This is a genomic window from Sphaerisporangium sp. NBC_01403 (assembly GCF_045040145.1).
GTDB lineage: Bacteria > Actinomycetota > Actinomycetes > Streptosporangiales > Streptosporangiaceae > Sphaerisporangium > Sphaerisporangium viridialbum.
This window is the reverse complement of the sequence record NZ_CP109534.1, coordinates 9,822,530-9,835,787: the sequence shown is the minus strand read 5'-3', so window position 1 is coordinate 9,835,787 and position 13,258 is coordinate 9,822,530. Positions and strand designations below refer to the sequence as shown.

The following is a 13,258-nucleotide window of genomic DNA, read 5'->3' as shown; positions in this document are numbered from 1 at the left end:
ACAGGTACCCCGCAGAGGGCCTCCTCCACCGCGAGACGGGCCGCTGTTCACCTGTGTGAAATACGATGGACCGCGTTACCAGGCGTTTCCTACTATCAGCGGCATGCCACCCATCACAACGCTCGCGATATTCGCCGCTGCGACCCTCGCGCTGCTGCTCGTGCCCGGCCCCGCCGTCGTCTACATCGTGACGCGGAGCGTGGCGCAGGGACGTACGGCCGGGCTGGTCTCCGTGGCCGGCATCCACGCGGGCTCGGTGGTCCACGTGGCCGCCGCCGCCCTCGGCGTCAGCGCGCTGCTCGCGGCCTCGGCCACGGCGTTCGCCCTGGTCAAGTACCTCGGAGCGGCTTACCTCGTGTACCTCGGCCTGCGCAAGCTCTTCTCCCGTACCGGCGACCTCGCCAAGGAGGTCGCGCCGGTGTCCGGGCCGAGGCTGTTCGGGGAGGGCTTCGTGGTCAACGTGCTCAACCCCAAGACGGCGATCTTCTTCCTGGCCTTCCTGCCGCAGTTCGTCGACCCCGCGCTCGGCCCGGTCGCGGGCCAGATCGTGGTGCTCGGCCTGATCTGGATCGCGCTCGGCATGGCGAGCGACGGCAGCTACGCCCTGCTGTCCGCCGCCCTCGCCGGCCGCCTGCGCCGCTCCCCGAGGGCCTCCAGGCGGCTCGACATCGCCAGCGGGCTCGTCTACATCGGCCTCGGCGCCGTAGCCGCCTTCGCCGGGGACGGCGCGCGCAAGGCCTGACGGCGGGCCATGTGACCTATTCAGTCCATCGCGGCCTGGGCGGTCTCCTTCGCCCAGCGGTAGTCGGCCTTGCCGGCGGGTGAGCGGACCATGCGGTCCACGAAGGCGTACGTGCGCGGCACCTTGTACCCCGACAGCCTCGCCCTGCAGTGGGCGTCCAGCTCCTCGGCCGTGGGCCGGGCTCCCTCCCTGGGCTCGACCACGGCGGCCACGCGGCTGCCCCAGCGCTCGTCCGGGATGCCGGTCACGACGGCGTCGAACACGGCCGGGTGGCCCTTGAGCACGGCCTCGACCTCCTCGGGGAAGACCTTCTCGCCGCCGGTGTTGACGCACTGCGAGCCGCGCCCGAAGATCAGGATCGTCCCGTCGTCCTCGACCCTGGCGAGGTCACCGGTGAGCAGCCAGCGCGTCCCCTCGGCGTCGGTGACGAAGGTCCTGTTCGTCTTGCCGGGGTCGTTGTAGTACCCGAAGGCGATGCTGCCCGCCTTGGCCACGGTTCCCATCTCCCCCGACCCCGGTTTCACCGGTTCCAGGGCGTCGTTCAGCACCGCCAGCGTGGAGCTCGCGTTGGGCTGGTACTTCAGGCCGGACTCCGGGGACGAGCCCGCCACGGCCGAGGCGGTGTAGCCGGACTCCGTCGAGCCGAAGCTGTCGATGATCATCACGTTCGGCAGCAGCTCCTGCAGCCGGTCGCGTACCGCGCCCGTGAGGATGGCCCCGGTCGAGCTCAGCACCATCAGCGACGACAGGTCGTACGACCCGCCGGCGATCTCGTCCGCGAGGGGGCGCGCCATCGCGTCGCCGGTGATGTTGATGGTGAGCACCTTCTCGCGCTCCACCGCGCGGAGCACCTCCGGGGCGTCGAACTTGCGCGTGTAGACGATGGTCGACCCCATCCACCACGCGATGAACGTGGCCATCTGCGCCGCTCCGTGCATCAGCGGCGCGGCGGGCATCATGACGATCGGCCCCGTGCTCGTCGCCGTCTCGATGACCTGCCCCGGCTCGCGGTGCGGCTCCCCGTACGGGTTGCCGCCGCCGAAGGCCATGAACAGGTCCTCGGTGCGCCACATGACGCCCTTCGGCATGCCGGTCGTGCCGCCGGTGTAGATGATGTAGACGTCGTCGCCCGACCGCGCGGGGAAGCCGTCCCGCCCGTCCGGCCGCCCGGCGACGGCCTGCTCGTACGGCACCGCGCCCTCGACCCGCGAGGGGCCGCCGACGGCGACCAGGGTCTCCAGCTTGGGACACCGCTGGGCGGTGGCGGCCACCCTGTCGTCGAACTCCACGTCGAACAGCAGGGCCACGATGTCGGAGTCGGTGTACAGGTAGAGCAGCTCGGACTCGACGTACCTGTAGTTGACGTTGACCGGCACCGCCCTGATCTTCAGCGTGGCCAGTAACCCGGCGATGTACTCGATGCCGTTGTACAGATGGATGCCGACGTGCTGCCCCGGCCCGACGCCCCGGTCGCGCAGGAAGTGCGCGAGGCGGTTGGCGTGCGCCTCAAGCTCGGCGTAGGTCAGGCGGATGTCACCGCAGACGACGGCCACGCGGTCCCCGATCGCGTCGGCCAATCCCTCGAACAGATCAGCGTGGTTGAACTCCATCGGGGACGCTCCTTAGAAGTCGTGGCGGAAGGCCCTCACGGCCGGTCACTCCCGACGATCCACATCGCGAAGAACTGTGCGCCCCCGCCGTAGGCGTGACCGAGCGCGCGGCGCGCCCCGTCCACCTGGTGCTCCCCCGCGAGGCCTCTGACCTGCAGCGCCGCCTCGGCGAAGCGGATCAGCCCCGACGCGCCGATGGGGTTGGAGCTGAGGACGCCGCCCGAGGCGTTCCAGGGGATGTCCCCGTCGAGCTCCGTGGCCCCTGACTCGGTCAGCTTCCAGCCCTCGCCCTCCCCCGCGAAGCCGAGGTTCTCCAGCCACATCGGCTCGTACCAGGAGAACGGCACGTACACCTCGGCGACGTCGATCTCCCGCCGGGGGTCGGTGATCCCGGCCTGGCGGTAGACGTCGGCGGCGCAGTCCTTGCCGCCCTGCGGGTTCACCGTGTCGCGGTCCGCGCGGAAGATGGGCTCCGAGCGCATGGCCGTGCCGTGGACCCAGGCGGGCGTTCCCGTCACCTTGTGCTCGGCCGCGAGCACCATCGCGCAGGCGCCGTCCGAGGACGGGCAGGTCTCCAGGTAGCGGATCGGCTCCCAGAGCATCGGCGTGGACTCGACCATCGCCCGGTCGATGCCGGGGATCCTCAGGTGCGCGTACGGGTTCCTGAGCGCGTTCCGCCGGTCCTTGACGGCGACGAGCGTGCCGATGTGGCCGGGCGCGCCCGATCGCCGCATGTACTCGCGGATGTGCGGGGCGAAGTACCCGCCCGCGCCCACGACCAGCGAGGCGTTGAACGGCAGGTGCGTCGACAGCGCCCACGTCGCGTTGGACTCCGACTGCTTCTCGAACGCGACCACCAGCACCCGGTCGTGTACGCCGCCCTGGATGAGCGAGGCCCCGACCAGCCCGGTCGAGCCGCCCACGCTGCCGGCGGTGTGGACGCGCGTCACCGGCTTGCCCGCGGCGCCGAGCGCGTCCGCGAGGTACGCCTCGGGCATCATGACGCCCTCGAACAGGTCGGGCGCCTTGCCGATGACGACCGCGTCGATGTCCTTGAACGTCAGCTCGGCGTCTTCCAGGGCGCGCAGGGCGGCCTCGCGCACCAGCCCGGCGATCGAGACGTCCCGGCGCTTCGTCTGGTACTTGGTCTGCCCGACCCCGATGACGGCGCAGCGGTTTGCCATGCTCAGGCCTCCAACACGGTGACGAGGTTCTGCTGGAGGCACGGGCCCGACGACGCGTGGCCGACGGTACGGCCCGCGCCGCCGTCGATGATCCGCCGGGCGGCCTCGCCGATGCGGATCAGCCCGGTGGCCATGACCGGGTTGGCGGCGAGCGGGCCGCCGGAGGGGTTGACGACCGTGTCAGGCGGCAGCCCGAGCGCCTCGCGGAGGATGAGCTCCTCGTGGCTGAACTGGGCGTGCAGCTCGGCGACCTCGACGGGGCCCTTGCCGACCCCCGCGGCGCGCGCGGCGTCGGCCGCGGAGGCCGACCTGGCCAGGTCTCGCATCCCCAGGTAGTGCGGCTCGGTCCGGTGCGCGATGCCGGCGATCCACGCCGGGCGCTCGACCAGCTCCCTGGCCAGGTCCCCGGCCGCGAGCACCACCGCCGCCGCGCCGTCGGTCATGGGCGCGGCGTCGCTCGGGCGCAGCGGACGCACCTCGTACCCCTCCTCGCCGGGGTCCGGCAGGTCCAGCGCGTACGGGTTGGCCCGGCCGTCGGCGCGGCTGCGCCGTACGATCTCGCGGAGCGCGCCGGGGTCGGCGTCCAGCGCGCTCGCCTGCAGGGCGGCGAACGAGACCTGGTCCAGGCCGAGCGGCGCGAGATAGTACGGGTCGAGCTGGAGCGTCATGATCTCCCGCAGGTCGCCCTGGGAGGACTTGCCGTAGCCGTAGACCAGCGCCGAGTCCACGTCGCCGTGCTGCAGGCGCACCCAGGCCTCGTACAGGGCCCAGGCGGCGTCCATCTCGACATGGCTCTCGGAGATCGGCGGCCAGGCGCCGATGGCGTCCAGCGCCGAGACGAACGAGAACGGCGCACCGGCCAGGTAGTCACAGCTTCCCGAGCAGGTGAAGCCGAACCTCGTCAGGCCCGACAGCCGCTTGACCTCCTGGATCACCGGCGAAATCAGCTCGGGCTCGGTCAGCCCCTCGTCATGGCCGGTGTGCCTGGTCTGGGCGAACGCGACGACCGCCACCTCACGCACGCGACCCTCCCCTCACGCGGCTCGCGCCGTCGATCCTCACAGCCCGCTCGCTCACAGCCCGCTCGCTCACAGCTCGGCGTCCGGCTCGCCCGTGGGGGCGAACCACCTGATGTTGGTCATGGAAAGGGTGCGCTCCTCGGGCGGCACCCAGACGGCCTTCACGCGCATGCCCTGCCGTACCTCGTGTGCGGGCACGTCGCCCATCAGCGCGATCATCGGGACGTCCGCCCCGTCGAGCAGGATGTAGGCGGAGACGAACGGCACCTCGGGCGCGCGGGGGTCGGGCAGGTTGTTGATGGCGAAGGTGGTGACGGTGCCGGTGTCGGGCAGCTCCACCTCCTCGCCGATGGAGGAGCCGCACTGCGGGCAGGTGGTGCGGTAGGGCACGTAGACCTTGTCGCAGTGCGCGCAGCGCCCGGCGAGGAAGACGCCTTCGCGCACGCTTTCGAGGAAGCGGGCGAGCGATCGGCCCGGCTGGACGCGGTACTCGGTGCGGATGTGCGACACCATCGTGGTGACCTCGGGTACGAAGCACGAGATGTCGGTGATGTGCCCGACGCGCTCGGCCTCCGGCCGGAACCGGGGGCGCACCCGCAGGCCGGGTCGCATCGCCTTGACGTCGCCGGCGTCCACCGCGTGGACCAGCGAGGTGTCCGCGCCGTCCAGCCTGACCAGCGCCCAGGCGAACGGCCGGTCGAGCGGATGCCCCTTGCGCGGCGTCTCCACCCAGGCCCAGCTCTGCACGGTGCCCGCCGGGCCGACCTGGACGAACGTGCCGGTCACGGCCTCGCCCGTGGCCGGGTCGTACTCCAAAGGCGGCACCAGCACGCGGTCGTCCGCCGTACGCACCCCGACGATGCGCCCCTCGCGTAACTCCGTGAGGAAACGCCCGATCACCGGTCCCGTCGTGCGGGTGTACCCACCGGGGAACTCCAGCACATGCTCGGCGATGAGCGGTTCAGATGGCACGGTCGCGGCCCTCCCAGTAGGGATCACGGAGCTTGCGCTTGAGGAGCTTGCCGTTCGGCTCGCGCGGCATCTCCTGGATGAAGTCGATCGAGCGCGGCCACTTCATCCTGGCCAGCCGCCCTTCGAGCGACCCGAGGATCTCCGCCGCCAGCTCCGGCCCGGGAGTGACGCCGGGGGCGGGCTCGACAACGGCCTTGATCTGCTCGCCCCACTCGTCGTCGGGGATGCCGAAGACCGCGACGTCGGCCACCTTGGGATGGACCACCAGCTCGTTCTCGATCTCGGCGGGATAGATGTTGGTGCCACCCGAGATGATCATGTCGGCCTTGCGGTCGCAGAGGAACAGGAACCCCTCCTCGTCGAGATAGCCGATGTCACCGACGGTGAAGTGGTCCCTGAGCCGGTTCTCCTCGGTCTTGGCGGGGTCGCCCTTGTACTCGAAGCGGAGGCCGGCCATCTTCATGTAGATCGTCCCGGGGGTTCCCACCGGGACGGGCTCGTGGTCGTCGTCCACGATCAGCAGCTCGCTGATCGGCCACGCGGACCCGACCGTGCCCGGGTGCTTCTTCCACCCCTCCGGCGTGGCGATGGTGCCGCCGCCCTCGGTCGCCGCGTAGTACTCGTAGATGCAGTCGCCCCACCATTCGAGCATCGCCCACTTGACCGGCACGGGGCAGGGCGCGGCGGCGTGGATCATCCACTTCAGCGAGGAGAGGTCGTACTTGTGCTTGACCTCGTCGGGCAGGCCGAGCAGCCGCTTGAAGTGCGTGGGCACCATGTGGGAGTTGGTCACCCGGTACTTCTCGCAGAGCCGCAGCGTCTCCTCGGGGTCCCACTTGTCCATGTAGACGAGCGTGTGCCCCATGTGCAGCGCCGTGCCGCCGAACTGCGTGACCGCGGTGTGGTAGTTGGGCGAGGTCACCAGGTGGGCGTTGGGCCTGCCCGCGGTGATCCCGAACAGCGAGAGCAGGAACGTCATCAGCTCGGCCGCGTCGTCCGGATCGAGCCCGTTCAGTGGCCGTCTGACACCCTTGGGCCTGCCCGTCGTGCCGGAGGTGTAGTGCATGGTGGCGCCGGCCGTACGCTCGCCGGGCAGCGTGTCCGGCCGTCCCACGGTGAGCTCCGACACCGGCCGGAAGCCGTCGATCGCGCCGAACGAGAACCGCCGGTGGGCCTCGATCGCCTCGGCTCCCCGCGCGCCCTCCTTGGCGTACCGCTCGTGGACGAAGAACGCCTTGGCCTCGCTGTCGGAGACGATGTACGCGATCTCGGGCCCGGTGAGGTGCCAGTTGACCGGGGTGTAGTACCAGCCGGCCTGCAACGCGGCGAGGTAGACCGTGAGGCCGTCGACTCCGTTCGGCACCAGGCCGCAGATGCCGTCGCCCGCCTTCAGGCCGAGGTCGCGCAGGCCGTGCACCAGGCGGTTGGCCCGGGCGAGCAGCTCAGCGGCCGTGTATTCGGTGCCGTCGGGGTCCACCGCGGCGATCCAGCCGGGATCCGCCTGCGCGAGCCTCCAGAAGCCGAGCGAGCCCATCGGAACTCCCTTGTTCGGTTCCGCCTTGACGTCCGCAACGTCCCCCGAATCCGCCGAAATGAAGCATGTTCCTGATATTCCATCTAGGCCTGGCGCTACGGGAGGGTTACAACAAGAATCTGTTCTAGTTTGCAAGCCGCAGACTAACCCGCCCGGCGTGAGCCGAGCAAGCGCTTGATTTGACAGCGACGCGCGTCCGGCCGCCCCGGCAGGCGCCTGACCACTGAGGACGATGCCCATGGAGCTCCTGCCCATCAGCACGCCACACTGCCGCGTCGAGCGTGAGGACCACCTCGTCGTCGTGACCATGGACCGTCCCGAGGCCAGGAACGCGCTCTCGTCCGACATGCTGGTAGGGCTCGCCGACGCCTGGGCCTACATCTCCGCCGAACCCGGCGTGCGGGTGGGCATCCTCACCGGAGCGAACGGCACCTTCTGCGCCGGCGCCGACCTCAAGGCCATGGGCACGCCGTCCAGCGACCCCCGGGTGCTCAGGCGCGCGCAGGAGATCCCCGACTTCCACTGGAAGGGCCTGCTGCGCGACAGCGAAGCCCTGCCGACCAAGCCCATCATCTGCGCGGTGGAGGGCTACGCGGTCGCGGGCGGCACGGAGCTGCTCGTGGGCACGGACCTGCGGGTGGTCGCGGAGTCCGCGACCCTTGGCCTGTTCGAGGCCAGGCGTGCGCTGTTCCCGATGGGAGGCAGCGCCATACGGCTGCCCCGCCAGGTGCCCTACGCGTTCGCCATGGACCTGCTGCTCACCGGCCGGGCCGTCACCGCCCAGGAGGCGCTGTCGATGGGCCTGGTCAACCGCGTCGTGCCGGACGGCGAGGCCCTGGCGGTGGCGCGCGAGATCGCCGACCAGGTCTCGGCCTGCGGGCCGCTCGCCGTGCGGGCGATCCTGCGCACGTACCGCGAGACCCTGGGCATGCCCGAGGCCGAGGCCCTCAAGGTCTCCGACGCCATCGGCTGGCCGGTGATCGGCTCCGAGGACGCCAAGGAGGGCTCCCGCGCCTTCCGCGAGAAGCGTCCCCCCGTCTACAAGGGCGAATAGCCGGCCGGCTTCACGCCCGGACCTGGATCATGGCGTGCGTCCCCGTCGTACGCCAGGGCTCGCCGGCCGCGTCCAGAGCGGCCAGCGTGCGCTCGCCCACGCCGACGAGCACGTCGGACTTCAGCGTGCGCAGGGCCGCGACCGGCCCGGGGAAGTACGCGGTGACGTCTTCGAACGGTGTGGTCGGCGGCCACACCTGGTCGCCGACCAGCCTGCGGTAGTTGAGGTCGCCCTTGGTGATCGTCAGTGCGGCCGATGCGAGGTCGTCGCGCAGGTCGTCCGGCATGTCGCGGTACGGCAGCGGAGCGCAGGAGAAGGGATGGGCGCGAAGCTTGAGCCGTCCCTCGCCCATCGCCCGCCACAGCCGCGCGCCGGCCTGACCCGGCGCGCCCGCGAGCCGCCGCAGGCAGGCCGCCACGTCGGCGGGCGTGGCGTCGGACACGAAGTACGGGTGCGGCTTGACGTGCAGCACCACCTCGGCGGCGAGCCCCTCGGCCAGGAGGTGGTCGACCAGGATGAGGTCGGGCAGCAGCTCGCGCCCGGCGTTGTCCGCGAGCACGCAGATCTTGCCGGGGGCGCCGTCGCGGACCAGCGACCACAGCAACGCGCTGTCGTCCACCACGAGGGCGGCCACGTGCTCGCGCTCGTCCGCCAGCGTGACCTTGAACGACAGGTCCGCGCGGTTGCCCCAGAGCGACCCGAGCAGGAGCCCCTTCGCCCGCTCGCCGGAGGGCAGCGTGGCGGCCTTGTCCAGGGCGGCCAGCTCGTCGTCCACGACGGCGCCCTGGAGCTCGGCCTGCTTGACCGGCCCGAACGGGTCGACGCCCCGCCACGGGCCGTCCCCGAAGTAGCCCGTGGCGTCGAGGAGCTTGCGGTAGAAGTAGCTCTCGGCCCACAGGAACGGCACGTCGACCCACCGGCGGCCGAGCTTGCCGCGCCCCCACTCGGCCCACGCGGCGAAGTCGTGCGCCGAGGCGTCGAGCGGCTCCATCACGTCGCGCGTGACCTCGTCCAGCAGCCGGTCGAGCGCCTCGTGCCGGTCGGGGGTGTAGGGCAGCGCGTCCCTGACCTGCCGCAGCAGCACCGGATGCCGGTCGCGGAACACCCCGAGGGCGTACGAGCCCGGCACGTTGCCCAGGATGGGAGGCGCGTCGATCGTCTCCGGCATTCGTCCAGCTCCTCGGCTCGGCGTCTCACCCGCTAGTAAACCGCACACCGCCGCGGGAGCCCGGGTCAGTCTGCCGTGAGGCGGTCCAGGCGCTCGATGGCCTCGATGTACTCCTCGACCAGGCCGAAGACCACGTCCTTGGCGGATCTGATCTGGTTCATGGAGCCGATGATCTGCCCGGCGGGGAACGTCGCGAGCTCGGCGGCGTCGGAGTCGCCGATCCTGCGCAGCGCCCCGGAGATCAGCATGAACTGCAGGGGCATCGGCAGCGTGCCCGGCGACTCGGCGGACTCCCAGGCGTCGGTCCACTCGTTCCTGAGCAGCCGCGCGGGCTTGCCGGTCCAGGAGCGGGATCGCACGGTGTCGCGGGAGGTGGCCCGCAGGATCCGCTGCCTGGCGTGCTCGGGCGTGTCCGCCTCCTCGACGGTCAGCCACAGCGAGCCCGTCCAGACTCCCTCGGCGCCGAGCGCGAGCCCCGCGGCCATCTGGCGGCCCGACCCGATGCCGCCCGCGGCGAGGACGGGGACGTCGACGGCGTCCACGACCTGCGGGATCAGCACCATCGTGGAGATCTCCCCGGTGTGCCCGCCCGCCTCTGTGCCCTGGGCGACGACCACGTCCACGCCGACCTCGACCTGCTTGATCGCGTGGCGCGGCGTGGAGGCGAGGGCGGCGACCTTGACGCCCTTGGCGTGGGCGAGGTCCACGACGTCCTTGGGGGGCGGGCCGAGCGCGTTGGCGAGCAGCGCGATCGGGTGCCTCAGCGCGGTCTCGACCTGCGGCCGGGCCGTGGCGTCGGTCCAGCCGAGCAGCACCCTGCCCGCGTCGGCCCCGCCGGACAGCGGGGGCACACCGTGCTCGGCCAGGAGGTTCTCCACGAACTCGCGGTGCCCGTCGGGGATCATCCCCTGGAGCCTGGCCACCAGCTCCTCCGGGGAGTCGACGCCGAGGTCGGCTCCGGCGTACGAGGCCGGCATGACCACGTCCACGCCGTACGGCCTGCCGTCGACGTGGTCGTCGATCCACTTGAGCTCCATTTCGAGCTCTTCTGGAGTGAAGTAGAGGGCGCCGAGCACTCCCATGCCCCCGGCGCGGCTGACCGCGGCGACGACATCCCGGCAGTGGCTGAAGGCGAAAATCGGCAACTCGATCCCGAACATGTCGGTGACACGTGTCCGCATGGCTCGAATGTACGACTCCTCCGAAGACGGCTGCAACGCGTTCTATCTAGAACCTTCGGTCAGTAGGGCCAGCCGGTCGGCCACGCATCATCGAGGCAGCGTAACCGAGAGGAACACGTTTCAGTCGCCCGGCTCACATCTCGCCCGATGGGCTGTGAACGACGTTCGGCATGATCCGACTAATTACTGTCAAATTTCGTGACATATCGGCATTGCGGACATAACACGTTAGTCGTACGTTCCCGGTATGGACCTGGAGCTCCGTCACCTCAAGATCGTGCGCGCGGTCGCCGAGGCAGGGAGCGTCACCAAGGCGGCCACCCAGCTAGGGCTGGCCCAGCCGTCGCTGACCGCGCAGCTCAAACGGATCGAGCGCACGCTCGGGGGCGCTCTCTTCGAGCGTGACCGCAACGGCGCCCGTCCCACTCCCCTCGGCGAGCTCGTCCTGACACGGGCTCGCGTCCTCCTGCCGGCCGTGCGGGAACTGCAAGAAGAGGCGGTGCGCTTCGCCAACACCTATGAAGGAATACCGGGGTTCCGGATCGGCGCCACCCACGGGCCCATACTCGGCGGCCTGGTCGAGCGGCTCACCATGGCCCATCCGAACACGCCCGTCAGCACCCGTACGTCGTGGTCCTCACGCGAGCTCACCACGATGGTGAGCGCCGGCCGGCTGGACTTCGCGCTCATCGGGACGTGCGGGGACACCCCTCCCCCCGCCGCCGACGTCATGACGTGGAGCGTCGTCGGGGCCGACCCGGTCTTCGTCCTGCTTCGCGAGGACCACCCCATGGCCGGGGAGAAGGAGCTGGAGCTGTCCAACCTCGCGGACGAGGCGTGGGCGGTCGCCCCCGGTGACGGCTGCTTCGCCGACTGCTTCGCCGGCACGTGCGCGCGGGCGGGCTTCGTCCCGAAGACCGTGTACGAGACCGACGTCGGAACCTGCCTGCACCTGGTCAAGGTGGGCAAGGCCGTGGCGCTGTGCCAGGCGACGTTCGAGCTGACCGCCGAGCTCGTGATGATGCCCATCGCCGGGGCGCCGCTGCGGTGGCGGCACCTGCTGGGCTGGCACTCCGACTCCATCGCCGCCCGGGCCGCGCCGTCTGTGGCGCACCACGCCCGGGAGGCCTACGGGGACGCCATAGCGCGCAGCTCCCGATACGCCGACTGGCTCGTCTCCAACCCGCAGTTCGGCGCGGTTCCATAACGCGGCGGTAGGGGCAAAGCAATATATCCGCGACCAGCATGGACGCCGCTACGGTGACGGCACCCCCCAACACCGAGGAGACTCCATGCTCCGCAGACGCACGGTCACCGCCGGATGCGCCCTGGCAATCAGCGTCCTCACCCTCATGGCCGCCCCGGCCGTCGCAGAACAAGCCCCCACGGGCGCGACCGGAACCTCCGCGGTGAAGCCCCCGCCCGGCCTCGTCAAGGCCATGCAGCGGGACCTCGGCATCACCGCGGAACAGGCCGAGTCGCGCCTGCTCAACGAGTCGCGCCTGAGTGGCGTCGAGACCAGGCTGCGCAAGGGCATCACCGGCACCTTCGCCGGCTCGTGGCTCAGCGGGCCCACCTCCGCGACGCTCACGGTCGCCACCACCGACGCCTCCGCCGCCTCCTCGATCACCGGTTCCGGCGCGCAGGCCAAGGTCGTCGAGCGCAGCCTCGCCTCGCTCGACGCCGCCAAGGAGGCCCTCGACAAGGTGAGCGCCAAGGCGCCCAAGTCGACCCCCGTCTGGTACGTCGACGTGCGCAGCAACAGCGTCGTCGTCCTCTCCTCCCAGCCCGCGGAGGCCGAGGCCTTCATCGCCGCGAGCGGCGCGGACAGGGCGGCCGTACGCGTCGAGCAGTCGAGCGAGCAGCCGCAGACCTTCTACGACGTACGCGGCGGCGACGCGTACTACATCAACAGCTCGGCCCGCTGCTCGATCGGCTTCTCGGTGACGAAGGGCAGCCAGAACGGATTCGTCAGCGCCGGCCACTGTGGCAGCACGGGCAACAGCACGACCGGCTTCAACCAGGTCGCGCAGGGCACCTTCCAGGGCTCGGTCTTCCCGGGCAGCGACTACTCGTGGGTCGCGGTCAACAGCAACTGGACGCCCCAGCCGTGGGTCAACGACGGCAGCGGCGGCAACGTGACCGTCAGCGGCTCCACCGTCGCCGTCGTCGGCGCGTCGATCTGCCGGTCGGGCTCCACCACCGGCTGGCACTGCGGCACCGTCCAGCAGCTCAACACCAGCGTGACCTACTCACAGGGCACGGTCTCCGAGGTGACCCGGACCAACGTGTGCGCCGAGCCCGGCGACTCCGGCGGCTCCTTCATCTCCGGCAGCCAGGCCCAGGGCGTCACCTCCGGCGGCTCCGGCAACTGCTCCTCCGGCGGCACCACGTACTTCCAGCCGGTCAACGAGATCCTCTCGGCTTACGGCCTCACGCTGAAGACCAGCGGCAACCCGCCGCCCACCGGCTGCAGCGGCTACCAGCAGAACTTCAGCGGCAGCCTGAGCAGCGGCCAGAGCGCCTACCAGCCCAACGGCACCTACTACCAGTCGACCGTCTCTGGCACCCACCGCGCCTGCCTCGACGGCCCCACCGGCGCCGACTTCGACCTCTACCTGCAGAAGTGGAACGGCTCGGCCTGGGTCAACGTCGCCAGCGGCACGACCTCGGCCCCGGACGAGACGATCAGCTACTCCGGCACGGCGGGTTACTACCAGTACCGCGTCTACGCCTACAGCGGCTCGGGCTCCTACAGCTTCGGCCTGAGCAAGCCGTAGACCGGCTTCGGCCT

At 70.8% G+C, this 13,258-nt stretch carries 11 protein-coding genes; 4 read left to right on the top strand and 7 right to left on the bottom strand.

Annotation, left to right across the window (positions count from 1 at the left end):
• Positions 1-103 precede the first annotated feature (103 nt).
• Positions 104-742 (top strand): LysE family translocator, encoded by a 639-nt coding sequence (locus OG589_RS44425; RefSeq protein WP_405144960.1) that lies wholly within the window; start codon positions 104-106, stop codon positions 740-742.
• Positions 743-762: 20 nt separating this feature from the next.
• Here the strand turns inward: OG589_RS44425 and OG589_RS44420 are convergent, their stop codons facing one another.
• From OG589_RS44420 to OG589_RS44400, 5 genes are all read right to left on the bottom strand, one after another.
• Entirely contained in the window at positions 763-2,352 is a 1,590-nt protein-coding gene (locus OG589_RS44420) for an acyl-CoA synthetase (protein WP_405144959.1), read from the bottom strand.
• Between the two features lie 35 nt (positions 2,353-2,387).
• Positions 2,388-3,536 (bottom strand): thiolase domain-containing protein, encoded by a 1,149-nt coding sequence (locus OG589_RS44415; RefSeq protein WP_405144958.1) that lies wholly within the window; start codon positions 3,534-3,536, stop codon positions 2,388-2,390.
• 2 nt (positions 3,537-3,538) lie between these two features.
• On the bottom strand, positions 3,539-4,558 hold the full coding sequence (locus OG589_RS44410) for a thiolase domain-containing protein (RefSeq protein WP_405144957.1): 1,020 nt from the start codon (positions 4,556-4,558) through the stop codon (positions 3,539-3,541).
• Between the two features lie 66 nt (positions 4,559-4,624).
• The gene (locus OG589_RS44405) at positions 4,625-5,527 is read right to left on the bottom strand and encodes a Zn-ribbon domain-containing OB-fold protein (protein WP_405144956.1); all 903 of its coding nucleotides are present in this window, start codon (positions 5,525-5,527) and stop codon (positions 4,625-4,627) included.
• A complete protein-coding gene (locus OG589_RS44400) occupies positions 5,517-7,061 on the bottom strand; it encodes an acyl-CoA synthetase (protein ID WP_405144955.1) in 1,545 nt (514 codons plus the stop codon). The genes OG589_RS44405 and OG589_RS44400 overlap by 11 nt, the downstream gene beginning before the upstream one ends.
• Before the next feature lie 238 nt (positions 7,062-7,299).
• Between OG589_RS44400 and OG589_RS44395 the strand changes: the two genes are divergently transcribed.
• Positions 7,300-8,115, top strand: coding sequence for a crotonase/enoyl-CoA hydratase family protein (locus OG589_RS44395; protein WP_405144954.1), 816 nt, complete (start codon positions 7,300-7,302; stop codon positions 8,113-8,115).
• Between the two features lie 10 nt (positions 8,116-8,125).
• Here the strand turns inward: OG589_RS44395 and OG589_RS44390 are convergent, their stop codons facing one another.
• Entirely contained in the window at positions 8,126-9,283 is a 1,158-nt protein-coding gene (locus tag OG589_RS44390; protein WP_405144953.1) for a damage-control phosphatase ARMT1 family protein, read from the bottom strand.
• Between the two features lie 65 nt (positions 9,284-9,348).
• Positions 9,349-10,464, bottom strand: coding sequence for an NAD(P)H-dependent flavin oxidoreductase (locus OG589_RS44385; protein WP_405144952.1), 1,116 nt, complete (start codon positions 10,462-10,464; stop codon positions 9,349-9,351).
• Between the two features lie 247 nt (positions 10,465-10,711).
• On the opposite strand from OG589_RS44385, the gene OG589_RS44380 reads away from it, so the two are divergent.
• On the top strand, positions 10,712-11,671 hold the full coding sequence (locus tag OG589_RS44380) for a LysR substrate-binding domain-containing protein (protein WP_405144951.1): 960 nt from the start codon (positions 10,712-10,714) through the stop codon (positions 11,669-11,671).
• A gap of 85 nt (positions 11,672-11,756) precedes the next feature.
• Positions 11,757-13,244, top strand: coding sequence for a S1 family peptidase (locus tag OG589_RS44375; RefSeq protein ID WP_405144950.1), 1,488 nt, complete (start codon positions 11,757-11,759; stop codon positions 13,242-13,244).
• The last annotated feature ends 14 nt before the right edge of the window (positions 13,245-13,258 follow it).

Coding starts and splice junctions, on each gene's coding strand:
- OG589_RS44385 (WP_405144952.1), bottom strand. CDS start 10,464: ATGCGGACACGTGTCACCGACATGTTCGGGATCGAGTTGCCGATTTTC.
- OG589_RS44380 (WP_405144951.1), top strand. CDS start 10,712: ATGGACCTGGAGCTCCGTCACCTCAAGATCGTGCGCGCGGTCGCCGAG.
- OG589_RS44420 (WP_405144959.1), bottom strand. CDS start 2,352: ATGGAGTTCAACCACGCTGATCTGTTCGAGGGATTGGCCGACGCGATC.
- OG589_RS44375 (WP_405144950.1), top strand. CDS start 11,757: ATGCTCCGCAGACGCACGGTCACCGCCGGATGCGCCCTGGCAATCAGC.
- OG589_RS44415 (WP_405144958.1), bottom strand. CDS start 3,536: ATGGCAAACCGCTGCGCCGTCATCGGGGTCGGGCAGACCAAGTACCAG.
- OG589_RS44390 (WP_405144953.1), bottom strand. CDS start 9,283: ATGCCGGAGACGATCGACGCGCCTCCCATCCTGGGCAACGTGCCGGGC.
- OG589_RS44395 (WP_405144954.1), top strand. CDS start 7,300: ATGGAGCTCCTGCCCATCAGCACGCCACACTGCCGCGTCGAGCGTGAG.
- OG589_RS44425 (WP_405144960.1), top strand. CDS start 104: ATGCCACCCATCACAACGCTCGCGATATTCGCCGCTGCGACCCTCGCG.
- OG589_RS44400 (WP_405144955.1), bottom strand. CDS start 7,061: ATGGGCTCGCTCGGCTTCTGGAGGCTCGCGCAGGCGGATCCCGGCTGG.